Raw genomic sequence first — 24,159 nt, 5'->3', positions numbered from 1 at the left:
GGTGGCTGTCGAGCCGATCGCGTGTGCCTGGCCTACAAGTCGGGCGGGAACGGAGTTTCCCCAGGCGGGCATTTGTACATCGAACGATCTGAGGGGAGACCCTAATGAATTACAACTGGGACTGGGGCGTGTTCTTCAAGTCTACCGGCGTGGGCAGCGAGACCTATCTCGACTGGTACGTGTCCGGCTTGGGCTGGACCATCGCCATCGCCATCGTAGCCTGGATCATCGCCCTGCTGCTCGGCTCGATACTAGGCGTCATGCGTACCGTGCCGAACCGGCTCGTATCGGGTATCGCCACGTGCTATGTGGAGCTTTTCCGTAATGTGCCGCTGCTGGTTCAGCTGTTCATCTGGTACTTCCTGGTGCCGGACCTGCTGCCCGCCGATATGCAGGAGTGGTACAAGCAGGACCTGAACCCAACCACCTCGGCCTACCTGAGCGTCGTCGTGTGCCTGGGCCTGTTCACCGCCGCCCGTGTTTGCGAACAGGTGCGTACCGGTATCCAGGCGCTGCCGCGCGGCCAGGAATCCGCCGCCCGTGCCATGGGCTTCAAGCTGCCGCAGATCTACTGGAACGTGCTGCTGCCCCAGGCCTACCGGATCATCATTCCGCCGCTTACCTCGGAATTCCTCAACGTCTTCAAGAACTCCTCCGTGGCCTCGCTGATCGGCCTGATGGAGTTGCTCGCGCAGACCAAGCAGACCGCCGAGTTCTCCGCCAACCTGTTCGAAGCCTTTACCCTGGCCACGCTGATCTATTTCACCCTGAACATGAGCCTGATGCTGCTCATGCGCATGGTCGAGAAGAAAGTCGCGGTGCCCGGCCTGATCTCCGTGGGGGGTAAATAATGGAATTCGACTTCACTGGCATCATCCCGGCCATTCCCGGTTTGTGGAACGGCATGGTGATGACCCTCAAGCTGATGGCCTTGGGCGTGGTCGGCGGGATCATCCTCGGCACGATCCTGGCGCTGATGCGCCTGTCCCATAACAAGCTGGTCTCCAATATCGCTGGCGCCTACGTCAACTATTTCCGCTCGATCCCGCTGCTGCTGGTGATCACCTGGTTCTACCTGGCGGTACCGTTCGTGCTGCGCTGGATCACCGGCGAAGATACGCCGATCGGGGCATTCGGTTCCTGCATCGTGGCGTTCATGATGTTCGAAGCGGCGTACTTCTGCGAAATCGTCCGGGCTGGCGTGCAGTCGATTCCCAAGGGCCAGATGGGGGCCGCCCAGGCACTGGGGATGAATTACGGCCAGACCATGCGCCTGATCATCCTGCCCCAGGCGTTTCGCAAGATGACCCCGCTGCTGTTGCAACAAAGCATCATCCTGTTTCAGGACACCTCGTTGGTCTACACGGTCGGCCTGGTGGACTTCCTCAATGCTTCGCGGGCCAGTGGCGACATCATCGGCCGCTCCAATGAGTTCCTGATCATCGCAGGTCTCGTGTACTTCACCGTCAGCTTTGCCGCCTCGCAGCTGGTCAAGCGTCTGCAAAAAAGGTTCGCCGTATGATCTCTATCAAGAACATCAACAAGTGGTATGGGGACTTCCAGGTACTGACCAATTGCAGCACCGAGGTCAGCAAAGGTGAGGTGGTGGTGGTGTGCGGGCCGTCCGGTTCCGGCAAATCCACGCTGATCAAATGCGTGAACGCCCTGGAACCGTTCCAGAAAGGCGACATCGTGGTCGATGGCACGTCCATCGCCGACCCGAAGACCAACCTGCCGAAACTGCGCTCGCGCGTGGGCATGGTGTTCCAGCATTTCGAACTGTTCCCGCACCTGACCATCACCGAAAACCTGACCATCGCGCAGATCAAGGTGCTGGGCCGCAGCAAGGAAGAGGCCACCAAGAAAGGCTTGCAACTGCTTGAGCGGGTCGGCCTCTCGGCCCACGCCCACAAGCACCCGGGCCAGCTCTCCGGCGGTCAGCAGCAGCGCGTGGCGATTGCCCGTGCCCTGGCGATGGACCCGGTGGTAATGCTGTTCGACGAGCCGACCTCGGCTCTCGACCCGGAAATGGTCAACGAAGTGCTCGACGTGATGGTGCAACTGGCCCACGAAGGCATGACCATGATGTGCGTGACCCACGAAATGGGCTTCGCCCGCAAAGTGGCGAACCGGGTGATATTCATGGACCAGGGCCAGATCATCGAAGACTGCAAGAAAGAAGAGTTCTTCGGCGACATCAGCGCCCGTTCCGAACGCGCGCAGCATTTCCTCGAGAAAATCCTGCAGCACTAAGCGCCACGTCCTTTGGAGCGGCTCCTGTGGCGAGGGAGCTTGCTCCCGCTGGGTCGCGCAGCGACCCCAAAACCGGCGAATGCGGTGTACCTGGCATACTGCATGAGCCGATTATGCGACTGCTTCGCAGCCGAGCGGGAGCAAGCTCCCTCGCCACCGGACCGGGTTCGAAGGGCGGCCGCCGCCACACTGGTTGACCCAAGGCTTCTGTGATGAAATGCGACCCCACCCTCTATCGCGCCGCGCCGCCATCACTCGCCGTGAAACCCCGCCTGATCCGCCATCTGTTCCTGCCGCCACTGGTCATTGCCCTGATGATCGGCCTGGGTTACCTCGGCTTCTGGATCAGCGAGCACTATGGCGTACGTGGCCTCGCCGAGAATGGCGAGCGCCAGTTGGAACTGCACGCCCGTGCGGTCGAGAGCGAGATCAGCAAGTACACCTACCTGCCCAGCCTGCTGGAGCTTGAGTCAAGTGTCTCGCAACTGCTCGACGACCCGACACCCGAGCACCGCAAGATCGTCAATGAATACCTCGAAGGCCTGAACCGTCGCAGCCGCAGCCGGGCCATCTACGTGATGGACACCACCGGCCGGGTGATGGCCACCAGCAACTGGCGCGATGTCGACAGTTACCTGGGCGAAGACCTGTCCTTCCGTGCCTACTTCCAGAATGCCGTGCGCGGCCAGCCGGGGCGCTTCTACGGAATCGGCAGTACCAACGGCGAACCCGGCTACTACCTGGCCCATGGCCTGGAACAACAAGGCAAGATCATCGGCGTCGCCGTGGTCAAGGTACGCCTCGAAGCCCTTGAGGAACGCTGGCAGCGTGCGCGGCTGGAGGCGTTCGTCAGTGATGAGAACGGCATCATTATCCTGTCCAGCGACCCGGCGCGACGGCTCAAGTCGGTTCGCCCCCTGAGCGACGACACCAAGGAACGCCTGGCCCGCAGCCTGCAGTACTACTGGTTCCCGCTCAATGAACTGGTGCCCCTGGCCCGGGAACGCCTAGCCGAAGGCATGGAGAAGCTGACATTCCCGGCCAACAGCGAACTGGTGTCCGACGAGCGCGCCATCAGCTACTTGTCGCAGACCCGGCCCTTGAGCGATACACCATGGAATTTCACCCTGCTGACCCCACTTGAAGACCTGCGTCGCCAGGCGATCAACCAAGGCATCCTGGTGGCCGTGGCCTTCGCCCTGGTGGCATTCCTGTTGATCGCCTGGAACGAACGGCGCAAGGTCATCGCCACCCGTCTCGCAGCCCGGGAAGCCTTGCAGCAAGCCAACAACCAGCTCGAGCGTCGGATTACCGAACGCACCACCGACCTGCGCGCCAGCAACGAACGACTCAAGGGCCAGATCCGCGAGCGGCGACAGGCCGAAGAGACCTTGCGCCGGGCCCAGGACGAATTGGTCCAGGCCGGAAAACTGGCTGCCATCGGCCAGATGTCCACCAGCATCGCCCACGAACTCAACCAGCCGCTGGCGGCACTGCGCACCTTGTCCGGCAACACCGTGCGCTTCCTGGAACGCGGCCAGCTGGATATCGCCAGCGCCAACCTCAAGACCATCAACGATTTGATCGACCGCATGGGCCGGATCACCGCCAGCCTGCGCTCCTTTGCCCGGCGTGGGGACGACCAGGGCCAGGCCAGCCTCGGCAATGGAGTCGAGGCCGCGCTGCAACTGCTGGGCGCTCGTCTTGAAAGCTTGAACATCCAGATTCATTCCAGCTTCGACGACGTCCAGGTGCAAATTGACCAGACGCGCCTGGAGCAGATCCTGGTGAACCTGATCGGCAATGCCCTGGACGCCATGCAGACGCAACCCGAACCACAGCTCTGGCTCGAAGGCCAGGCCGGCGATGGCAAGTATCGCCTGCGCGTGCGGGATAACGGCCATGGCATTGACCCAGAAGCACGCAAGCATCTGTTCGAACCCTTCTTCACCACCAAACCCGGCGAACAAGGCCTGGGCCTGGGCCTGACGCTTTCCGCCAGCCTGGCCGCCGCCACGGGTGGCTACCTGGGCGTCGAACACCCGGTCGAGGGCAGTGGAACCACGTTTGTCCTCAGTTTACCGTTGGTAAGCCTTTTACCTGCCGAGCCGCTATGAACAACGACCTGAGCGTATTGATCGTCGAAGACGACCCCCATGTCCTGCTGGGCTGCAAGCAGGCACTGACCCTGGAAGACATTCCCTGCATCGGCGTGGGCAGCGCCGAAGAGGCCCTGGAGCGCGTCGACGATAACTTTGCCGGCATCGTCATCAGCGACATTCGCCTGCCGGGCATCGATGGCCTGGAACTGCTGACCCGACTCAAGGCGCGGGACCGCAGCTTGCCGGTGGTGCTGATCACTGGCCACGGCGACATCTCCATGGCCGTCGGCGCCATGCAAAAAGGTGCCTATGACTTCATGGAGAAGCCCTTCTCCCCTGAACGCCTGGTGGACGTCGCCCGCCGTGCCCTGGAGCAGCGCAGCCTCGCCCGGGAAGTGTCGTCGCTGCGTCGGCAATTGGCCGAACGCGATTCCCTGGAAGGCCGGATCATCGGCCGCTCGCCCGCCATGCAGCACCTGCGCGCGCTGATCGCCAACGTCGCCGACACCTCGGCCAACGTGCTGATCGAAGGTGAAACCGGTACTGGCAAGGAATTGGTCGCCCGTTGCCTGCATGACTTCAGCCGACGCCACGACAAGCAGTTCGTCGCACTGAACTGCGGCGGCCTGCCAGAGAACCTGTTCGAAAGCGAGATTTTCGGCCACGAGGCCAATGCCTTTACCGGTGCCGGCAAACGCCGGATCGGCAAGATCGAGCACGCCGATGGCGGCACGTTGTTTCTCGACGAAGTGGAAAGCATGCCCCTGCCGTTGCAGATCAAGTTGCTGCGCGTGTTGCAGGAACGCACCCTAGAGCGCCTGGGTTCGAACCAGAGCGTGGCCGTGGATTGCCGGGTGATCGCCGCCACCAAGTCCGACCTGGACGAAATGGGCCGGACCGGGCAGTTCCGCAGCGACTTGTATTACCGCCTCAACGTGGTGACCCTGGAACTGCCGCCCTTGCGCGAGCGACGCGAAGACATCCTGCAACTGTTCGAGCATTTTCTCCAGCAGTCGTCCCTGCGCTTCGACCGCACGGTGCCGGAGCTGGACAACCAGACCCTGTCGAACCTGATGAGCCACGACTGGCCGGGCAACGTACGCGAACTGCGCAACGTCGCCGAGCGTTACGCCCTGGGCCTGCCGGCGTTCAAGCGCTCCGGTGCCAGCGGCGGCAACCAGGGCCTGGCTTTCGCCGAAGCAGTCGAAGCCTTCGAGCGCAACCTGCTGGTGGACGCCCTGCAACGCAGCGGCGGCAACCTGACCCAGGCCAGCCAGGAGCTGGGCATGGCCAAGACCACGCTGTTCGACAAAGTCAAAAAATATGGCTTGAGCCATTAATCAACTGGGCGGGAAACCTGTGGATCTGATTTTCAAGGCAGCGCTCGGTGCAGCGGTGGTGGTCATCCTGGCAATGCTGGCCAAGACCAGGAACTATTACATCGCCGGGCTCGTGCCACTGTTCCCGACCTTCGCCCTGATTGCCCATTACATCGTCGGCAAGGGCCGTTCGGTGGATGACCTGAAGACCACCATCGTGTTTGGGATGTGGTCGATCATTCCGTACTTTGTCTACCTGGTGACGCTGTATGTGATGGTCGACCGCATGCGCCTGGAGGCGTCCCTGGCCGTGGCGGCGGTGGCGTGGTTGATGGCCGCGACGGTGCTGGTCAGCGTCTGGGTGAGAGTCCATGGCTAAATAAACTGTGGCCCCCATGTGGGAGCCACCCTGCTCGCGAAAGCGCCCGATCAATACCCGACGGTAAACCGTGTGCGCGAAAACTGCGGTGTTTCCACTTCATCGATCATCGCGATGGCGTAGTCGGCAAAGCTGATCCAACTGCGGCCGGCGGCGTCGAACAGCAAGTGATCCTTGCCGAGACGGAACTGCTCCGTGCGCTCGGTTTCGACGAACTCCGCCGAAGGCGAAAGGAAGGTCCAGTCCAGGTCCTGCTCCTGGCACAGTACGTCCAGGAACAATGCTCCGGCACTGGCTTCGGCCAGGTATTCCTCCGGGAAGCCATCGCTATCGATCACACGGCTGTTATCCGGCAGCAACAACGAACCCGCCCCACCGACGACCAGCAAACGCTTGACCCCAGCGGCTTTCAGCGGCGCGATGACCTTGTCTGCCGGCACGGTGGCAAAGTGGGTCGCGCTGATCACCACATCGTGATCGGTCACCGCCGCCGTCAACGCCTCGCTGTCCAATACATCCAGTTGCTTGCTGACCACACCAGCCCTTTCACCGATTTTCGCGGTGTTGCGGGCAATGGCCGTCACGCTGTGACCACGGCGCAGGGCTTCTTCCAGCAATTGGCTGCCGGCGCGACCAGTGGCTCCGATGATTGCGATTTTGCTCATGGTGTTCTCCAGTGATTAGCGATGTTGAATACATGCTCTTGTGGCGAGGGGATTTATCCCCGCTGGACTGCGAAGCAGTCCCCTAATGCATCACATGCAGCAGGCCTGATGTAACTTGATCAGCCTTCTCAGGACCGCTTCGCGGTCCAACGGGGATAAATCCCCTCGCCACAACTGTGTGCTCGCATTACAAACTGTGGTTCACCACCTCATTTCGCCCTTGGCAACCTTGGCGCTGAGTTCCAGGGAGCTGTCTTCACCCAGGTCCGGATAGCGTAGTTTCATGGCACGGATCAGCGCGGCGGAATCCTTGGCCTTGGCGGTTTCTTCGTCGAAAGCCCTGATGTAATCGGCAGTGAAGCGCACCGGGGCCAGGGAACGGGCGCTGTCACCCAAGTAGTGACCTGGAATCACCGTACCCGGTTGCAGTTTTTCAATGTTGGCGAGGGTCGCCAGCCAATCCTTGTGAGACTGCGGCGTCTGGGTGTCAGCCATCCACACATGAATGTTCTCGGCCACCACGACACCACCAACCACCGCCTTGATCGACGGAATCCACACGAAACTGCGGTCCGGCTGTGGGCCATCGAGGCCGACGACCTGCAAGCGCTGGCCTTCCAGGGTCAGGCTGTCGCCCTTGAGCACCTGGGGCACGATGGCTTTGGCCGGGGCATCGGTCTTCAGGATCGGCCCCCAATATTTCAGCTTGCCATCCATGGTCTGCGTGATGTGCTCGACAGTCGGTGCGGACGCCAGCACCTTGGCCTCAGGAAACGCGGCAACCAGGGTTTCCAGACCAAAATAGTAGTCTGGATCGCCATGGCTGATGTAGATCGTGGTCAGTTGTTTGCCGCTGGCGCGGATCTTTTCCACGACCTGCACGGCTTGGGACTTGCCGAACTGGGCGTCTACCAGGATCGCCTCCCTCTCGCCGCTGACCAATACCGAGGTCACCGGAAAAATCGCTGCCGCCCCTGGGTTGTAGACGTCCAACGTCAGGTCCGCAGCCCAGGTGTGTGCGGCGAACGCCAGCGAGGCGGTCGCCAGCAACAGGCGCTTGAGTGGGGTGAATGCGGTCATGGGTGCTCCATTGTCCAAAAGCCCGAAGGGAATGAGACGAAGCTTAGTGACCTGATTCATTTCAAAAAATGCGATGATCCAACATAGTTTGTTTCTGAAATCGGGCAGATCATGGATCGTCTACAAGCAATGCGGGTGTTCGTCACGGTGGTGGACCTGGGCAGTCAGTCGGCGGCGGCCGAGCATCTGGACCTGTCGCGGCCGGTGGTGTCGCGGTATCTGGCGGAGCTGGAGGATTGGGTCGGTGCCCGGCTGATGCACCGCACCACCCGCAAGCTGAGCCTGACGGCCGCAGGCTCCGAGATCCTGCCGCGGTGCCGGCAGATGCTGGAACTGTCCGGCGAAATGCAAGCCGCCGTCAGCACCCCGGACGATGCGCCACGGGGCATGTTGCGCATCAGTGCCAGTACCTCGTTCGGCCAGGCCCAACTGGCGAGCGCCATGGCCGAATACGTCAAGCGCTACCCAGGGGTGAGCGTCGACCTGCAGATGCTCGACCGCACCGTGAACCTGGTGGATGAGCGCATCGACTTGGCGATCCGCATGAGCAACGACCTGGACCCGAACCTGATTGCCCGTCGCCTCACGGTCTGCCGCTCGGTGATCTGCGCCTCGCCACAGTATCTGCGCGAGCACTCGACACCGCTGCGAGTGGAAGACCTGAGCCGACACAACTGCCTGACCCACTCCTACGTCGGCAAGAGCCTGTGGCATTTCGAGCAGGACGGCGAGCAGGTCTCGGTGCCGGTGCAAGGTAATATCAGCGCCAACGAAGCCAGCACATTGCTTCAGGCAACGATAGCCGGTGCCGGCGTGGCCATGCTGCCCAGCTACCAGGCCGGCGCCCATATCAAGAACGGCGAACTGATCCGCCTGCTGCCCCACGCCGCCCCCCGCCGGATGAACATGTACGCGGTGTACGCCTCACGCAAGCACATGCCCTCGGCGCTGCGCAGTCTGCTGGATTTCCTGGTACAGAAATTTCCCGAGGTACCGGAGTGGGATGTGGGGTTGTAGAACATATTCGCCTCACCACCGTCCCCCTGTGGGAGTTCGGTGTGTTTCTCAAGAGTTGCACCAGGATTTCACCAATAGCCCGCCCCAAGGCATACTTGCGGCCCTCCGAGTTCCAGAACCCATCGCCCCATGCGTATCCACGTCAGTTTCATCGACCGCGTCGGCATCACCCAGGAAGTCCTGGCCTTGCTCGGTGGACGCAATCTAAACCTGGATGCGGTGGAGATGGTGCCGCCCAACGTCTACATCGACGCCCCGACCCTCAGCCCGCAAGTGCTCGACGAGTTGCGCGAGGCGCTGTTCAGCGTGCGCGGCGTGCAGGCGGTCACCGTGGTGGACATCCTGCCGGGCCAGCGGCGGCACTTGCAGCTCGATGCCTTGCTCGCGGCCATGACCGACCCGGTGCTGGCCCTGGACAGTGCCGGCAAGGTGCTGCTGGCCAATCCGGCGCTGATTGCCCTGTACGGGCGTGAACCGGCCGGGGAAAGCGTGGCCGAGCTGTTCGGTGACGAGGCACTGCTGGACGCCTTGCTGGAGAACGGTTTTCGCTTGCCGCTGCGGGAAATCACCCTCAACGGCCAGACCTTGCTACTGGACGCCACGCCCATCACCGATGCCGGCGCGCTGCTGACGCTGTATCAGCCGAACCGCATCGGCGAGCGCCTGTCGGCACTGCATCACGATCACGCCGAAGGCTTCGACGCGCTGCTGGGCGAATCCCCGGCGATCCGCACCCTCAAGGCCCGGGCCCAGCGCGTCGCGGCGCTGGACGCACCGCTGCTGATCCAGGGCGAAACCGGCACCGGCAAGGAACTGGTGGCCCGGGCTTGCCATGCCATCAGCGCCCGTCATGGCGCACCGTTCCTGGCCCTGAACTGCGCGGCATTGCCGGAGAACCTGGCCGAAAGCGAACTGTTCGGCTATGCCCCCGGCGCCTTCACCGGCGCGCAACGAGGCGGCAAGCCGGGGCTGATGGAGCTGGCGAACCAGGGCACGGTATTCCTCGATGAAATCGGCGAGATGTCGCCGTACCTGCAAGCCAAGCTGCTGCGCTTCTTGAACGATGGCAGCTTCCGCCGGGTGGGCGGCGACCGGGAAATCAAGGTCAACGTGCGGATCCTCAGCGCCACCCACCGCAACCTGGAGAAAATGGTCAGCGAGGGCTCGTTCCGCGAAGACCTGTTCTATCGCCTGAACGTGCTCAATGTCGAAGTCCCGCCGCTGCGTGAACGCGGCCAGGATATCCTGCTGCTGGCGCGTTATTTCATGCAGCAGGCCTGCGCGCAGATCCAGCGCCCGGTCTGCCGCCTGGCCCCCGGCACGTACCCGGCCCTGCTGGGCAACCGTTGGCCGGGCAACGTGCGGCAATTGCAGAACGTGATCTTCCGCGCCGCCGCCATTTGCGAAAGCAGCCTGGTGGACATCGGCGACCTGGACATCGCCGGCACCTCCGTCGCACGCCAGGGCGATGTGGAAGTCGAAAGCCTGGAACAGGCCGTGGAAAACTTCGAGAAGCACCTGCTCGAAAGCCTCTACGTCAATTACCCCTCCACCCGCCAGTTGGCCAGCCGCCTGCAAACGTCCCACACCGCGATTGCCCATCGGTTGCGCAAGTACGGGATTTCCGGAAAGCCATAAACCCGCCGCAGTCCCCCTTGTGGGAGCCAGCTTGCTCGCGATGACGGTAGCCCAGTCAGCCATAGGTTGACTGACACACCGCTATCGCGAGCACGCGCCCACAGGGTTCTGAGTTGGGTCGAAATCATGTCAAAAACGACCTCCACCTGTACTGAAAGCGCTACAGTGGAACGATATCGCTACACTCATCGCCAAGCAGCGCTGCGCAAGGCTTTGATCCCACAACGATTTTATCCAGCCTCCCAGCTGTAGCGATTTCGCTACAGCGAAGTCGATCCAAGTTTCGACAAAACCAATCAAGTCATTGATATATAAGCACTTATTAACATTGGCCGCATTCTTGCTATGGGTATTAGCATTCGGCCGGGCCAAGCCCCGCGCCTTTCTTCGCGTCCACCAGACGAATCTGGCCCCAGGAGTTTCCATGAGCGAGTTGCGTTTCACTGAAGATCACGAATGGCTGCGCACCGAAGCCGACGGCAGCATTACTGTCGGTATTACTGCGTTTGCCCAGAACGCCTTGGGCGATGTGGTCTATGTTCAGTTACCGGAACTGCAAAGCTACGACAAGGGTGCCGAAGCCTCCACCGTGGAATCGGTGAAAGCGGCCAGCGGTGTCTACATGCCACTGGACGGTGAAGTGCTCGAGGTGAACCCGGCCCTGGAAAGCAATCCGGAATTGGTCAACGAAGATCCCCTGGGCGATGGCTGGTTTTTCCGTTTCAAGCCAGTCAACGCCGCTGCCGTTGGCCAACTGCTGGATCAGGACGCCTACGACCGCCTGATCAAAGCCAACGCCGAAGCCTGAGGAGCGCCACATGACTGTTAATCTCGGCACTGCCAACGAATTCATCGCCCGCCACATCGGCCCGCGTGCCAGCGACGAGCAAGCCATGCTCGAGCGCCTGGGCTACGACTCCCTGGAAGCCCTGAGCGCCAGCGTCATCCCGGAAAGCATCAAGGGCACCAGCGTGCTGGACATGGGCGACGGCCAGAGCGAAGCCGATGCACTGGCCTCGATCAAGGCCATCGCCGCCAAGAACCAACTGTTCAAGACCTACATCGGCCAGGGCTACTACAACTGCCACACGCCGGCACCGATCCTGCGCAACCTGCTGGAAAACCCGGCCTGGTACACCGCCTACACCCCGTACCAGCCAGAAATTTCCCAGGGCCGTCTCGAAGCACTGTTGAACTTCCAGACCCTGATCAGCGACCTTACCGGCCTGCCGATCGCCAACGCGTCCTTGCTCGACGAAGCCACCGCCGCCGCCGAAGCCATGACCTTCTGCAAGCGCCTGAGCAAGAACAAGGGCAGCAACGCCTTCTTCGCCTCCGTGCACAGCCACCCGCAAACCCTCGACGTGCTGCGCACCCGTGCCGAGCCCCTGGGCATCGACGTGGTGGTCGGCGATGAGCGCGAACTGAGCGACGTCAGCGGTTTCTTCGGCGCGCTGCTGCAATACCCGGCCAGTAACGGTGACCTGTTCGACTACCGCGAACTGACCGAACGCTTCCACACGGCCAACGCCCTGGTAGCGGTGGCCGCGGATCTGCTGGCCCTGACCCTGTTGACCCCACCCGGTGAATTCGGCGCCGACGTGGCCATCGGCAGCGCCCAGCGCTTCGGTGTGCCGCTGGGCTTCGGTGGCCCGCACGCGGCGTATTTCTCCACCAAGGACGCCTTCAAGCGCGACATGCCGGGCCGCCTGGTCGGCGTTTCCGTGGACCGTTTCGGCAAACCGGCCCTGCGCCTGGCGATGCAGACCCGCGAGCAACACATCCGCCGCGAGAAAGCCACGAGCAACATCTGCACCGCCCAGGTGCTGCTGGCCAACATCGCCAGCATGTACGCCGTGTACCACGGTCCCAAGGGCCTGGTGCAAATTGCCAATCGCATCCATCACCTGACCGCGATCCTCGCCAAGGGCCTGGGCGCGCTAGGGCTGAGCGTCGAGCAAGAGAGCTTCTTCGACACCCTGACCTTGCGCACCGGCGCGCAAACCGCTGCCCTGCACGACAAGGCCCGCGCACAGCGCATCAACCTGCGTGTGGTGGACGCTGAACGCCTGGGCCTGTCCCTGGACGAGACCACCAGCCAGGCTGACGTCGAAGCACTGCTCCGTTTGATAGGTAACCTGATGGCCGACGGCAAGGCCGTGCCGGACTTCGCGGCACTGGCCGCCAGCGTGCAAAGCCATATCCCGGCCGAGCTGGTGCGCCAATCGGCGATCCTCAGCCACCCGGTGTTCAACCGCTACCACTCCGAAACCGAGCTGATGCGCTACCTGCGCAAGCTCGCCGACAAGGACCTGGCCCTGGATCGCACCATGATCCCGCTGGGTTCCTGCACCATGAAACTCAACGCCGCCAGCGAAATGATCCCGGTGACCTGGGCCGAGTTCGGCGCCCTGCACCCGTTCGCCCCGGCCGAGCAGAGCGCTGGCTACCAGCAACTGACCGACGAGCTGGAGGCCATGCTCTGCGCCGCCACCGGCTATGACGCGGTGTCGCTGCAACCCAACGCCGGTTCCCAGGGCGAATACGCCGGCCTGCTGGCGATCCGCGCCTATCACCAGAGCCGCGGCGAAGACCGTCGCGACATCTGCCTGATCCCGTCCTCGGCCCACGGCACCAACCCGGCCACCGCCCACATGGCCGGTATGCGCGTGGTCGTGACCGCCTGCGATGCCCGCGGCAACGTCGACATCGAAGACCTGCGGGCCAAGGCCATCGAGCACCGCGAACACCTCGCGGCGCTGATGATCACCTACCCGTCCACCCACGGCGTGTTCGAAGAAGGCATCCGCGAAATCTGCGGCATCATTCATGACAACGGCGGCCAGGTGTACATCGACGGCGCCAACATGAACGCCATGGTCGGCCTCTGCGCCCCAGGCAAGTTCGGCGGCGACGTCTCGCACCTGAACCTGCACAAAACCTTCTGCATCCCCCACGGCGGTGGCGGCCCAGGCGTCGGCCCGATTGGCGTCAAGTCGCACCTGGCACCGTTCCTGCCGGGCCACGCCAGCATGGAACGCAAGCAAGGCGCGGTCTGCGCAGCGCCGTTCGGCAGCGCGAGCATCCTGCCGATCACCTGGATGTACATCCGCATGATGGGCGGCGCCGGCCTCAAGCGCGCCTCGCAACTGGCGATCCTCAACGCCAACTACATCGCCCGTCGCCTGGAAGAGCATTACCCGGTGCTCTACTCCGGCAGCAACGGCCTGGTGGCCCACGAATGCATCCTCGACCTGCGCCCGCTCAAGGACAGCAGCGGCATCAGCGTCGATGACGTGGCCAAGCGCCTGATCGATTTCGGTTTCCACGCGCCGACCATGTCGTTCCCGGTGGCCGGCACGCTGATGATCGAACCGACCGAAAGCGAATCCAAGGAAGAACTGGACCGCTTCTGCGACGCCATGATCTGCATCCGCGAAGAAATCCGTGCGGTAGAAAACGGCAGCCTGGACAAAGACGACAACCCGCTGAAAAACGCCCCGCACACCGCCGCGGAAATCGTCGGTGAGTGGACCCACCCCTACAGCCGCGAACAGGCGGTGTACCCGGTGGCGTCGTTGATCGACGGTAAATACTGGCCGCCGGTGGGCCGGGTCGACAACGTGTTCGGCGATCGCAACCTGGTCTGCGCCTGCCCGTCGATCGAAAGCTACGCTTGACCTGTAGGGGGGCGGGTTTGCTCGCCCCTCTCAACAACACCGCGAACCTTGTGGAAGGTCACCTTCTCAAGGAAACCACATCTCCTTTGTGGGAGTGAGCAAGCTCGCTCCCACAAAGGAGCCTGTGCCTCATTTCATAACCGTCGATCCTCATAAAAAGAAACCGGAGAAACACCATGTCGTTAAGCGTGTTCGACCTGTTCAAGATCGGTATCGGCCCTTCCAGCTCCCATACCGTCGGCCCGATGCGTGCCGCTGCCCGTTTCGCCGAGGGGCTACGTCGCGATGACTTGCTCAATTGCACCACCAGCGTCAAGGTCGAGCTCTACGGCTCGCTCGGCGCCACCGGCAAGGGCCACGGCAGCGACAAGGCCGTGCTGCTAGGCCTGGAAGGCGAGCATCCCGACACCGTGGACACCGAAACCGTCGACGCCCGCCTGCAGGCGATCCGCAGCAGCGGTCGCCTGAACCTGCTCGGCGAACACTCCATCGAATTCAATGAAAAGCTGCACTTGGCGATGATCCGCAAGCCGTTGGCCTTTCACCCCAACGGCATGATCTTCCGCGCCTTCGATGCCGCAGGGCTGCAAGTGCGTAGCCGCGAGTACTACTCGGTCGGTGGCGGTTTTGTCGTCGACGAAGGCGCGGCCGGCGCCGACCGCATCGTCGAAGATGCCACGCCCCTGACCTTCCCCTTCAAGAGTGCCAAGGACCTGCTGGGCCATTGCAGCACCTATGGCTTGTCCATCAGCCAGGTGATGCTGACCAACGAAAGCGCCTGGCGCCCCGAAGCCGAGACCCGTGCCGGCCTGCTGAAAATCTGGCAGGTGATGCAGGATTGCGTGGCGGCGGGCTGTCGCAACGAAGGGATTCTGCCGGGCGGGCTGAAGGTCAAGCGCCGGGCCGCGGCGTTGCACCGCCAGCTGTGCAAGAACCCGGAGGCCGCACTGCGCGACCCGCTGTCGGTGCTCGACTGGGTCAACCTGTACGCCTTGGCGGTCAACGAAGAAAACGCCTATGGCGGGCGCGTCGTCACCGCGCCTACCAACGGGGCGGCGGGGATCATTCCGGCGGTGCTGCATTACTACATGCGCTTTATCCCCGGCGCCAGCGAAGATGGCGTGGTGCGGTTCCTGCTGACCGCCGCCGCCATCGGCATCCTGTACAAGGAAAACGCCTCCATCTCCGGCGCCGAGGTCGGCTGCCAGGGTGAAGTCGGCGTGGCCTGCTCCATGGCCGCCGGCGCCCTGTGCGAAGTGCTCGGCGGCAGCGTGCAGCAAGTGGAAAACGCCGCCGAGATCGGCATGGAACACAACCTTGGCCTGACCTGCGACCCGATCGGCGGCCTGGTGCAGGTACCGTGCATCGAACGCAACGCCATGGGCTCGGTGAAGGCCATCAACGCGGTGCGCATGGCCATGCGCGGCGACGGGCATCACTTCGTTTCCCTCGACAAAGTCATCCGCACCATGCGCCAGACCGGCGCCGACATGAAAAGCAAATACAAGGAGACCGCCCGCGGCGGTCTGGCGGTCAACATCATCGAATGCTGATGCGCTTGCCTCACTTCCACATTTTTTCCAGGAGCTGATATGTCCACCGAACAACTGCTGAAGACCCCGCTGCACGCGCTGCACCTCGAACTCGGCGCCCGTATGGTGCCGTTCGCCGGCTACGACATGCCGGTGCAGTACCCTCTGGGGGTGATGAAGGAACACCAGCACACCCGCGACCAGGCCGGGCTGTTCGATGTGTCCCACATGGGCCAGATCCGCCTGACCGGCGCAGGCGCCGCCAAGGCCCTGGAAACCCTGGTACCGGTGGACATCATCGACCTGCCGGTGGGCATGCAGCGCTACGCCATGTTCACCAACGAGAACGGCGGCATCCTCGACGACCTGATGGTCGCCAACCTGGGCAATGACGAACTGTTCCTGGTGGTCAACGCGGCCTGCAAGGACCAGGACCTGGCCCATCTGCGAGCCCATATTGGCGCGCAGTGCAGCATCGAGCCACTGTTCGAAGCCCGTGCCCTGCTCGCCCTGCAAGGCCCGGCCGCCGTCACCGTGCTCGCGCGCCTGGCGCCGGACGTGGCGAAGATGACCTTCATGCAGTTCCAGCGAGTCACGCTGTTGGGCATGGACTGCTATGTCAGCCGTTCGGGCTACACCGGTGAAGACGGTTTCGAAATCTCGGTACCTGCCGCCGAGGCGGAAAAACTGGCCCGCGCCCTGCTGGCCGAGCCGGAAGTCGCGGCCATCGGCCTCGGCGCCCGTGACTCGCTGCGCCTGGAAGCCGGCCTGTGCCTCTACGGCCACGACATGAACACCGAGACCACGCCGATCGAAGCCAGCCTGTTGTGGGCGATTTCCAAAGTACGTCGCGCCGACGGCGCCCGCGCCGGCGGTTTCCCTGGCGCTGAAACCGTGTTCGCCCAACAACAGGGCGGCGTGAAGCGCAAACGCGTCGGCCTGCTGCCCCAGGAACGTACACCGGTGCGCGAAGGCGCAGAGATCGTCAACGAAGCGGGCGAGATTATCGGCACGGTGTGCAGCGGCGGTTTCGGCCCGACCCTGGGCGGTCCGTTGGCGATGGGTTACCTGGACAGCGCCTATGTCGCCCTGGATACGCCAGTTTGGGCCATCGTGCGTGGGAAAAAGGTGCCTTTACTTGTAAGCAAAATGCCATTCGTCCCACAGCGCTACTATCGCGGTTGATTGACTGTTTCTATAAGTAACGCGATTGCGTTATACGTGCACTAATGTGTAACGCAACCGCCATAAAAAGGTGCATATCCTTAGACATTCAATGGCGCTTATAACAGTCGTTAACAATTGAACTAGCCTATCGAATAAGCCCCGCCCGGCGATGTATGTAAATGCCTGCAAGCTGAGCAAATACGGGCTTCCCCGGGGGGTTGTTTTTTCATTCGTAGTTGGCGTAGAGTTTGGTCACTGTGTTTGCATGGGTCGCTTGGAATCGTGACCTGGGCAGTAGCTTATGAAGTTTGCTACATCCCGTTCGACGTCTCTTACTTTCCTGCAACCCAGCCCAGTACTCTTTCATGCGAAAGAGGCTGTCATCAATTTTAGCGTCAAAGGAAATAAGAAAATGTCTCAACGTCAGAGCGGTACCGTCAAGTGGTTCAACGACGAGAAGGGTTTTGGTTTTATCACGCCTGAAAGCGGTCCGGACCTGTTCGTGCATTTCCGCGCCATCCAGGGCAACGGCTTCAAGAGCCTGAAAGAAGGCCAGAAAGTCACTTTCGTTGCCGTGCAGGGCCAGAAAGGCATGCAGGCTGACGAGGTTGTAGCCGAAGCCTAAGGCTTTCGCGAACTAAAAAGCCCTTGATTGATATCAGGGGCTTTTTTATGGGCGTAAATCCGTAAAATGGCTTCTTTTTCGTCCGAGACCGTCATGCCCAAACACCTGCTCACGCCCCAGGGCGACTTCCCCCCCGCCGGCCTGGGCCGTCGCCTGGCGGCAATGTTCTATGACTTTTTGCTGTGCACGGCGCTGCTGATCGTTACCAGCGGCGCCTACAAGATGATCCAGATGGCGATCATCGGTGAAGAACAAATGCGGGCCCTGACCGAAGCTGGCGCACTGGACGGCGACCCGTTGCTGTCCACCGTGCTGCTGTTCGTGCTGTTCGGCTTCTTCGCCAAGTTCTGGACCCACAATGGCCAGACCCTGGGTATGCAGGTGTGGTGCATCCGCGTACAGAACGCCGATGGCACGGCCATCAGCCTGTGGCAGGCGCTGTTGCGGTTCGTGGTATCGATTGCGTCATTGCTGCTGGTGGGGCTGGGCTTTATCTGGGCGCTGTTCGACAAGCGCAAGCGCAGTTGGCATGACATCTACTCGGATACGCAGCTGGTGCGGATTCCCAAGAAGACCAAGTAAAGCCACCACCAGACCCCGTGGCGAGGGAGCTTGCTCCCGCTCGGCTGCCAAGCAGTCGTAAGAGGCTTGTGCGATCTATCTGAAGATATCGGGTGCTGACAAGAGGGGCTGCTTCGCAGCCCAGCGGGAGCAAGCTCCCTCGCCACAAAAAGCCTCATAGGCCTCAAGACCTTCCCAAGCTTCAAGCCCCTCTATAAGCCTCAAGACCTTCGAAAATCTCAAGCCTCCCAACAATCAGGCATTCCCCGCCAACTTCATCCGCGCCGCCTGGGTGAAGTCCAGCATGCGCTTGAGCGGACGAATCGCCTGGGGGATCAGCGCCGGGTCGACGAAGATCTCGTTGGCACCCTCCTGCAAGCTCTTGAGGGTGCGCTCCAGAGTATTCATCGCCATCCACGGGCAGTGTGCGCAACTGCGGCACGCCGCGCCGTTGCCAGCGGTCGGGGCTTCGATGAAGACCTTGTCCGGGCACAGCTGCTGCATCTTGTAGAAAATACCCCGGTCGGTGGCGACGATCAGCGTCTTGTTCGGCAGGGTCTGGGCCGCAGCGATCAATTGGCTGGTGGAGCCCACGGCATCCGCCAGTTCGATCACCGACGTCGGCGACTCCGGGTGCACCAGGATCGCTGCGTCCGGGTACAGCGCCTTCATGTCCTCCAACTGCTTGGACTTGAACTCTTCGTGGACGATACAGGCACCGTCCCAGAGCAGCATGTCGGCGCCGGTCTTGCGCTGGATGTAGGTGCCCAGGTGCTTGTCCGGGCCCCAGATGATCGTCTCGCCGTTGTCCATCAGGCTCTCGACGATTTCCAGCGCGCAACTGGACGTCACCACCCAATCGGCCCGGGCCTTCACTGCCGCCGAGGTGTTGGCATACACCACCACGGTGCGCTCCGGATGCTGGTCGCAGAACGCCGAGAACTCGTCCACCGGGCAGCCCAGGTCCAGGGAGCAAGTGGCTTCCAGGGTGGGCATCAGCACACGTTTTTCGGGGTTGAGGATCTTGGCGGTCTCGCCCATGAACTTGACCCCCGCCACCACCACGGTCTTGGCCGGGTGGGCATTGCCGAAGCGGGCCATTTCCAGGGAGTCGGACACGCAACCTCCGGTCTCTTCGGCCAGGGCCTGGATGATCGGGTCGCAGTAGAAGTGCGCGACCAGCACCGCGTCCTGAGCCTTGAGCTCGGCGGCGATGGCGGCGCGGTACCAGGCCTCTTGCTCGGCGCTCAGCGGCTTGGGCTGCTTGGCGTCGAGGTGGGCCTGGACCAGAAGGCGTTCGGAAATTTGCGTCATGTTCGCAAGACCTGCAAGCGCGTTTAGCGCGAAAGTCGAGTATACACCCGGCTCCGGACCACTCGGGTACCGCCGGGAAAGTGGGTATCAATCAGGCACGGGACTGCATGAAGCCGGCAAGGCTACAGAATATCCCACCGATGCAAAAGATCATTCTGACCTGTGCCCAGGTCCCGGGGCCGGACGCGGCCCTCCGTGGCGAGGGAGCTTGCTCCCGCTGGGGCGCGCAGCGGCCCCAAAATCCATCATTTTGACGCGCAAGGTGCGTTGTACCCAGCCTTTTTGGGGCTGCTTCGCAACCCAGCGGGAGCAAGCTCCCTCGCCACAAAAGTCCGCTCATGCCAGTGGATAAGCGCCTCCGGCAAGCTGACTGAAATGTAATCACCTGCCCAGCCGGCTTATGTCATCTTCTGTTCACACCGGCACTGGGCAATGTCCCAGTGCTCGCTGCGAATCGACTGACGGACTTCCATCGCATGCAAACAAAAACTTCCCGGCGAACCTTCGTAAAGGGCCTGACTGCCGGCGGCATCCTCGGTGGCCTGGGCTTGTGGCGCGCGCCTGTCTGGGCGGTCACCAGCCCTGGCCAACCCAACGTCCTGAGCGGCACCGAGTTCGATCTGTTCATCGGCGAAAGCCCGGTCAACTTCACCGGCAACCCACGTACCGCCCAGACCATCAACGGCGGCATTCCCGGCCCGCTGCTGCGCTGGCGTGAAGGCGACACCGTCACCCTGCGGGTGCGCAATCGCTTGAAGGAGACAACCTCCATCCACTGGCACGGCATCCTGCTGCCAGCCAACATGGACGGTGTTCCGGGGTTGAGTTTCAAGGGCATCGAACCCGACGGCATGTACGTGTATCAGTTCAAGGTCCGGCAAAACGGCACCTACTGGTACCACAGCCATTCTGGCTTCCAGGAACAATCCGGGGTCTACGGCCCGCTGGTGATCGACGCCAGGGAACCGGAGCCCTTCCAGTACGAACGGGACTATGTGGTGATGCTCACCGACTGGACCGATGAAGACCCCGGCAACATCCTTCGCAAGCTCAAGAAACAGTCGGACTACTACAACTACAACAAACGCACCGTCGGCGACTTCATTGACGATGTGGGCAAGAACGGCTGGGCCAGCACTGTGGCCGATCGCAAGATGTGGGCCGAGATGAAGATGAACCCCACTGACCTGGCCGATGTCAGTGGCGCCACCTACACCTACCTCATGAACGGCCAGGCGCCGGACATGAACTGGACCGGCCTGTTCAAGCCTGGCGAGCGTCTTCGCCTGCGCTTTATCAACGGCTCGGCCATGAGCTATTTCGACGTGCGCATTCCCGGCTTGAAGATGACGGTGGTGGCGTCCGACGGCCAATACGTCAAACCGGTGAGTGTCGATGAGTTTCGGATCGCCGTGGCCGAAACCTATGACGTCATCGTCGAACCGACCCAGGAGGCCTACACCCTGTTCGCCCAGTCCATGGACCGCACCGGCTATGCCCGCGGCACCCTCGCGGCCAGGGCCGGGTTGTCGGCACCGGTGCCGCCCCTGGACCCGCGGCCACTGGTGACCATGGACGACATGGGCATGGGTGGCATGGACCACGGCAGCATGGGCGACATGGGGCAAATGAGCGGCATGGACCACGGCTCGATGCAGGGCATGGCCGGGATGGACGACAGCCAGATGCAAGGCATGGATCATAGCCAGATGCAGGGGATGGGCGACATGGCCGGTATGGATCACGGTGCCATACAAGGCATGGACGGCATGCTGTCGCACCCCGACACCGAGAAAGACAACCCCCTGGTCGACATGCAGGCCATGAGCGTCAAGCCCAAGCTCGACGACCCAGGCATGGGGCTGCGCGACAACGGCCGCAAAGTGCTGACCTACTCAGACCTGCGCAGCACCTTCCCCGACCCCGACGGTCGCGAGCCGGGCCGTACGATCGAGCTGCACCTGACCGGGCACATGGAGAAATTCGTCTGGTCGTTCAACGGCGTGAAATTTTCCGACGCCGCGCCGCTGCTGCTCAAGTACGGCGAGCGACTGCGCATCGTGCTGATCAACGACACCATGATGACCCACCCCATCCACCTGCACGGCATGTGGAGCGATCTGGAGGACGAGAACGGCCAGTTCATGGTGCGCAAGCACACCATCGACGTGCCACCGGGCGCCAAGCGCAGCTACCGCGTCACCGCCGATGCCCTCGGGCGCTGGGCGTACCACTGTCATCTACTGTTTCACATGGAGATGGGGATGTTCCGTGAAGTTCGGGTGCAGGAATGAGGAGCCGACCATGACCACTTTTTTTCAATACCCCATGGCACTCATTGCCAGCCTCACCCTCGGCGCCACCACCTCGGCCTGGGCGGCGGGCAACGACATGCAAGGCATGGATCACAGCCAGATGCCCGGGATGGACCATAGCCAGATGCAAGGTATGGATTCGATGCAAGGCATGGACTCGATGCAGGGCATGGAGCCCATGCAATCAGCGCCGACCACCAGCCGCACGCCGATCCCGGAACTGACAGCCGCCGATCGCGCCGCCGTCTACGAGGATCATGGCGGACACGCGGTGCATGACAGCGCAATCAATTCGTTTTTCCTCATCGACCAGCTGGAGTGGCAAGACGCCGATGACGGCAGCGCCCTGAGCTGGGATGCCTCCGGCTGGATCGGTGGCGACATCGACCGTTTGTGGCTGCGCTCCGAAGGTGAACGCCTCAACGGCAAGACCGACGAGGCGGAACTTCAGGCCCTGTGGGGCCACGCCATCAGTCCTTGGTGGGACCTGGTGGCCGGCGTACGCCAGGACTTCAAGCCGGGCGATGCGCAAACCTGGGCCGCCTTCGGCGTGCAAGGCATGGCGCTGTACAACTTCGAAGCCGAAGCCACCGCGTTCATCGGCGAAGGTGGCCAGAGCGCGGCGCGGCTGGAAGGCGACTACGACATCCTGCTGACCAATCGGTTGATCCTGCAGCCCACCGCCGAGGTCAACTTCTATGGCAAGAACGACCCCGCCCGCGGTGTCGGCTCGGGGCTGTCGGACACCGAACTCGGCGTACGGCTACGTTATGAAATACGCCGCGAATTCGCGCCATACGTTGGCGTCACCTGGAACCGGACCTACGGCAACACCGCCGACTACGCCCGCGCAGAAGGTGAAGATCGCAGCGAAGCCCGCCTGGTATTGGGGCTGCGCATGTGGTTCTGACCCGCTGAGCTGTTTCACCCAAAATTAAAAAACCACGTTGTAGGAGTCCTTGCATGTCATTGCTCAAAAACGCTGTTGCTGTTGTCGCCCTGTCCACTGGCCTGTTGATCAGCGGCTTGGCCCAGGCCCATCCGAAGCTGCTTTCCTCTACCCCCGCCGAGGGCGCCGAGGGTGCGGCACCGGCAAAGATCGAGCTGCACTTTTCCGAAAACCTGATGACCAAGTTTTCCGGTGCCAAGCTGATGATGACCGAGATGCCCGGCATGGCGGCGCATTCGCCCATGCCCATGCCAGCCAAGGTCTCCGGCAGCGATGACCCGAAAACCATGGTCATTGTCCCGAATGGTCCCCTCAGCGCCGGCACCTATCAGGTCCAGTGGCGCGCGGTGTCGTCCGACACTCACCCGATCACCGGTAACGTCACGTTCAAGGTGAAGTGAGTTGATGAGCGACTCGATCAACATCGCCCTGCGGTTTGCCCTGTATTTGGATCTGATGTTGTTGTTCGGCCTGGCCGCGTTCGGGCTCTATAGCCTGCGAGGCCAGGAGCGGGCGTCGGGCGCGCAGTTGCCTTTCACACCGCTGCTAGTGACCACGGCGGTGCTGGGCGGACTGCTGTCCTTCGCCGCCATGGCGTGCATGGCCTGGGCCATGAGCGGTGTTTCAGACTGGGTCGAACTGTGGCCGCACATTGAAATGATGGTGTTGGAGACCGACGTCGGCTCGAGTTGGACACTGCGGATAGCGGCGCTGCTGTTGGCCGGTGTCGCCGCGACGCTCAATGGACGTTGGCCGACCCTCAGCCTATGGCTGGTCATGCTGGGCGGCGCTGTGGCGTTGGCGACGCTGGCCTGGGCCGGGCATGGCGCCATGGACGAAGGTGAGCGCCGCAACTGGCACTTCATCACCGACTTCCTGCACCTGTGGGCAGCGGGCGGCTGGGTCGGGGCCTTGGCCGCGTTTGCCCTGCTGCTTCGCCAGACCGAACCGCAGTTGGCGGTACTGGCCCGGACGTTAACCGGGTTTGAAACCGCCGGGGCGGTGATCGTGGTGGTCATCAGCGTGACGGGGGTGGTGAATTATCTGTTTATCGTCGGCCCGAATGTCGAAGGGCTGCTGGACAGCACTTATGGTCAGTTACTGGCGCTCAAGCTGATCTTGTTCGCGGCCATGTTGGTGTTCGCCGCGCTGAACCGCTTTCATCTGAGCCCATTGCTGGAACAGGCCCGACAGACCGGCGAGCACGGCGTTGCGGTGAATGCCCTGCGGCGCAGCATGGTGCTGGAGTTCTGTGTGGCGGTGATCATTCTGGGATTGGTGGCGTGGCTGGGGACGCTGAGCCCGGCGATGGAATAGGAGGTTGTGAACGACTATTGTGTGGCGAGGGAGCTTGCTCCCGCTGGGTTGCGAAGCAGCCCCCTGGTTTGCCTGACACACCGCAAGGGGCCGCTACGCGCCCCAGCGGGAGCAAGCTCCCTCGCCACAAAAAACTCTGATCCCTTCACTGATTGCGTGCCGCATTTAATTTTTCAATACCCCCTGCCAGTTTTCAGTTTGCCCATGACAGGCCGCCCCAGCCTAAATGCCCTTTTGTCCAGCAAA

At 62.2% G+C, this 24,159-nt stretch carries 21 protein-coding genes; 18 read left to right on the top strand and 3 right to left on the bottom strand.

What is annotated here, in order from left to right; translation table 11 throughout:
- Positions 1–104: 104 nt before the first annotated feature.
- The 6 genes from TK06_RS27755 to TK06_RS27730 all read left to right on the top strand — a co-directional run bounded on the left by TK06_RS27755 (position 105) and on the right by TK06_RS27730 (position 6,053).
- On the top strand, positions 105–851 hold the full coding sequence (locus tag TK06_RS27755; RefSeq protein WP_063324638.1) for an amino acid ABC transporter permease: 747 nt from the start codon (positions 105–107) through the stop codon (positions 849–851).
- The gene (locus tag TK06_RS27750; RefSeq protein ID WP_063324637.1) at positions 851–1,522 is read left to right on the top strand and encodes an amino acid ABC transporter permease; all 672 of its coding nucleotides are present in this window, start codon (positions 851–853) and stop codon (positions 1,520–1,522) included. The genes TK06_RS27755 and TK06_RS27750 overlap by 1 nt, the downstream gene beginning before the upstream one ends.
- Positions 1,519–2,253: an amino acid ABC transporter ATP-binding protein gene (locus TK06_RS27745; protein WP_003204983.1), complete on the top strand. Its 735-nt coding sequence runs from the start codon at positions 1,519–1,521 to the stop codon at positions 2,251–2,253. Before TK06_RS27750 ends, TK06_RS27745 begins: the two co-directional genes overlap by 4 nt.
- Before the next feature lie 212 nt (positions 2,254–2,465).
- The gene (locus tag TK06_RS27740; protein WP_063324636.1) at positions 2,466–4,370 is read left to right on the top strand and encodes a sensor histidine kinase; all 1,905 of its coding nucleotides are present in this window, start codon (positions 2,466–2,468) and stop codon (positions 4,368–4,370) included.
- Complete coding sequence (locus TK06_RS27735) at positions 4,367–5,695, top strand: sigma-54-dependent transcriptional regulator (RefSeq protein WP_063324635.1); 1,329 nt, start codon at positions 4,367–4,369, stop codon at positions 5,693–5,695. The genes TK06_RS27740 and TK06_RS27735 overlap by 4 nt, the downstream gene beginning before the upstream one ends.
- A 28-nt stretch (positions 5,696–5,723) precedes the next feature.
- Complete coding sequence (locus TK06_RS27730; protein ID WP_203417451.1) at positions 5,724–6,053, top strand: GlpM family protein; 330 nt, start codon at positions 5,724–5,726, stop codon at positions 6,051–6,053.
- 50 nt (positions 6,054–6,103) lie between these two features.
- On the opposite strand, the gene TK06_RS27725 is transcribed toward TK06_RS27730, so the two are convergent.
- Both TK06_RS27725 and TK06_RS27720 read right to left on the bottom strand, forming a co-directional pair.
- The gene (locus TK06_RS27725) at positions 6,104–6,718 is read right to left on the bottom strand and encodes an NAD(P)-dependent oxidoreductase (protein ID WP_063324633.1); all 615 of its coding nucleotides are present in this window, start codon (positions 6,716–6,718) and stop codon (positions 6,104–6,106) included.
- Positions 6,719–6,919: 201 nt separating this feature from the next.
- Positions 6,920–7,798 (bottom strand): MBL fold metallo-hydrolase, encoded by an 879-nt coding sequence (locus tag TK06_RS27720; protein ID WP_063324632.1) that lies wholly within the window; start codon positions 7,796–7,798, stop codon positions 6,920–6,922.
- Between the two features lie 111 nt (positions 7,799–7,909).
- Between TK06_RS27720 and TK06_RS27715 the strand changes: the two genes are divergently transcribed.
- The 8 genes from TK06_RS27715 (at position 7,910) to TK06_RS27680 (ending at position 18,039) form a co-directional block, all read left to right on the top strand.
- The gene (locus TK06_RS27715) at positions 7,910–8,815 is read left to right on the top strand and encodes a LysR family transcriptional regulator (protein ID WP_086936730.1); all 906 of its coding nucleotides are present in this window, start codon (positions 7,910–7,912) and stop codon (positions 8,813–8,815) included.
- 129 nt (positions 8,816–8,944) lie between these two features.
- Entirely contained in the window at positions 8,945–10,453 is a 1,509-nt protein-coding gene (locus tag TK06_RS27710; protein ID WP_063324630.1) for a sigma-54-dependent transcriptional regulator, read from the top strand.
- Between the two features lie 424 nt (positions 10,454–10,877).
- On the top strand, positions 10,878–11,261 hold the full coding sequence (gene gcvH / locus TK06_RS27705) for a glycine cleavage system protein GcvH (protein ID WP_063324629.1): 384 nt from the start codon (positions 10,878–10,880) through the stop codon (positions 11,259–11,261).
- Between the two features lie 10 nt (positions 11,262–11,271).
- Positions 11,272–14,133 carry an aminomethyl-transferring glycine dehydrogenase gene (gene gcvP / locus TK06_RS27700; protein ID WP_063324628.1) on the top strand — a complete coding sequence of 954 codons (2,862 nt, stop codon included), beginning with the start codon at positions 11,272–11,274 and terminating at the stop codon, positions 14,131–14,133.
- A 176-nt stretch (positions 14,134–14,309) separates the two neighbouring features.
- Positions 14,310–15,686, top strand: a complete 1,377-nt coding sequence (locus TK06_RS27695; protein WP_063324627.1) for an L-serine ammonia-lyase — start codon at positions 14,310–14,312, stop codon at positions 15,684–15,686.
- A 39-nt stretch (positions 15,687–15,725) separates the two neighbouring features.
- Positions 15,726–16,850, top strand: a complete 1,125-nt coding sequence (gene gcvT / locus TK06_RS27690) for a glycine cleavage system aminomethyltransferase GcvT (protein WP_063324626.1) — start codon at positions 15,726–15,728, stop codon at positions 16,848–16,850.
- Positions 16,851–17,244: 394 nt separating this feature from the next.
- Complete coding sequence (locus tag TK06_RS27685; RefSeq protein WP_063324625.1) at positions 17,245–17,457, top strand: cold-shock protein; 213 nt, start codon at positions 17,245–17,247, stop codon at positions 17,455–17,457.
- Between the two features lie 93 nt (positions 17,458–17,550).
- Positions 17,551–18,039: an RDD family protein gene (locus tag TK06_RS27680; protein ID WP_063325237.1), complete on the top strand. Its 489-nt coding sequence runs from the start codon at positions 17,551–17,553 to the stop codon at positions 18,037–18,039.
- 234 nt (positions 18,040–18,273) lie between these two features.
- On the opposite strand, the gene nadA is transcribed toward TK06_RS27680, so the two are convergent.
- On the bottom strand, positions 18,274–19,332 hold the full coding sequence (gene nadA, locus TK06_RS27675; protein ID WP_063324624.1) for a quinolinate synthase NadA: 1,059 nt from the start codon (positions 19,330–19,332) through the stop codon (positions 18,274–18,276).
- Between the two features lie 476 nt (positions 19,333–19,808).
- On the opposite strand from nadA, the gene TK06_RS27670 reads away from it, so the two are divergent.
- Genes TK06_RS27670 through copD form a run of 4 tightly spaced genes read left to right on the top strand, consistent with a single transcriptional unit; the run spans position 19,809 to position 23,913 of the window.
- Entirely contained in the window at positions 19,809–21,626 is a 1,818-nt protein-coding gene (locus TK06_RS27670; RefSeq protein ID WP_063324623.1) for a copper resistance system multicopper oxidase, read from the top strand.
- 10 nt (positions 21,627–21,636) lie between these two features.
- Entirely contained in the window at positions 21,637–22,557 is a 921-nt protein-coding gene (locus TK06_RS27665; protein WP_063324622.1) for a copper resistance protein B, read from the top strand.
- A 53-nt stretch (positions 22,558–22,610) separates the two neighbouring features.
- Positions 22,611–22,997 (top strand): copper homeostasis periplasmic binding protein CopC, encoded by a 387-nt coding sequence (copC, locus tag TK06_RS27660; RefSeq protein ID WP_063324621.1) that lies wholly within the window; start codon positions 22,611–22,613, stop codon positions 22,995–22,997.
- 4 nt (positions 22,998–23,001) lie between these two features.
- Positions 23,002–23,913, top strand: coding sequence for a copper homeostasis membrane protein CopD (gene copD / locus TK06_RS27655; protein ID WP_063324620.1), 912 nt, complete (start codon positions 23,002–23,004; stop codon positions 23,911–23,913).
- Positions 23,914–24,159: the final 246 nt, after the last annotated feature.

Source organism: Pseudomonas fluorescens (assembly GCF_001623525.1).
GTDB classification, from domain to species: Bacteria; Pseudomonadota; Gammaproteobacteria; order Pseudomonadales; family Pseudomonadaceae; genus Aquipseudomonas; species Aquipseudomonas fluorescens_Q.
Note: the sequence above shows the minus strand (reverse complement) of the source record. Positions and strands in the feature narration are given on the sequence as shown.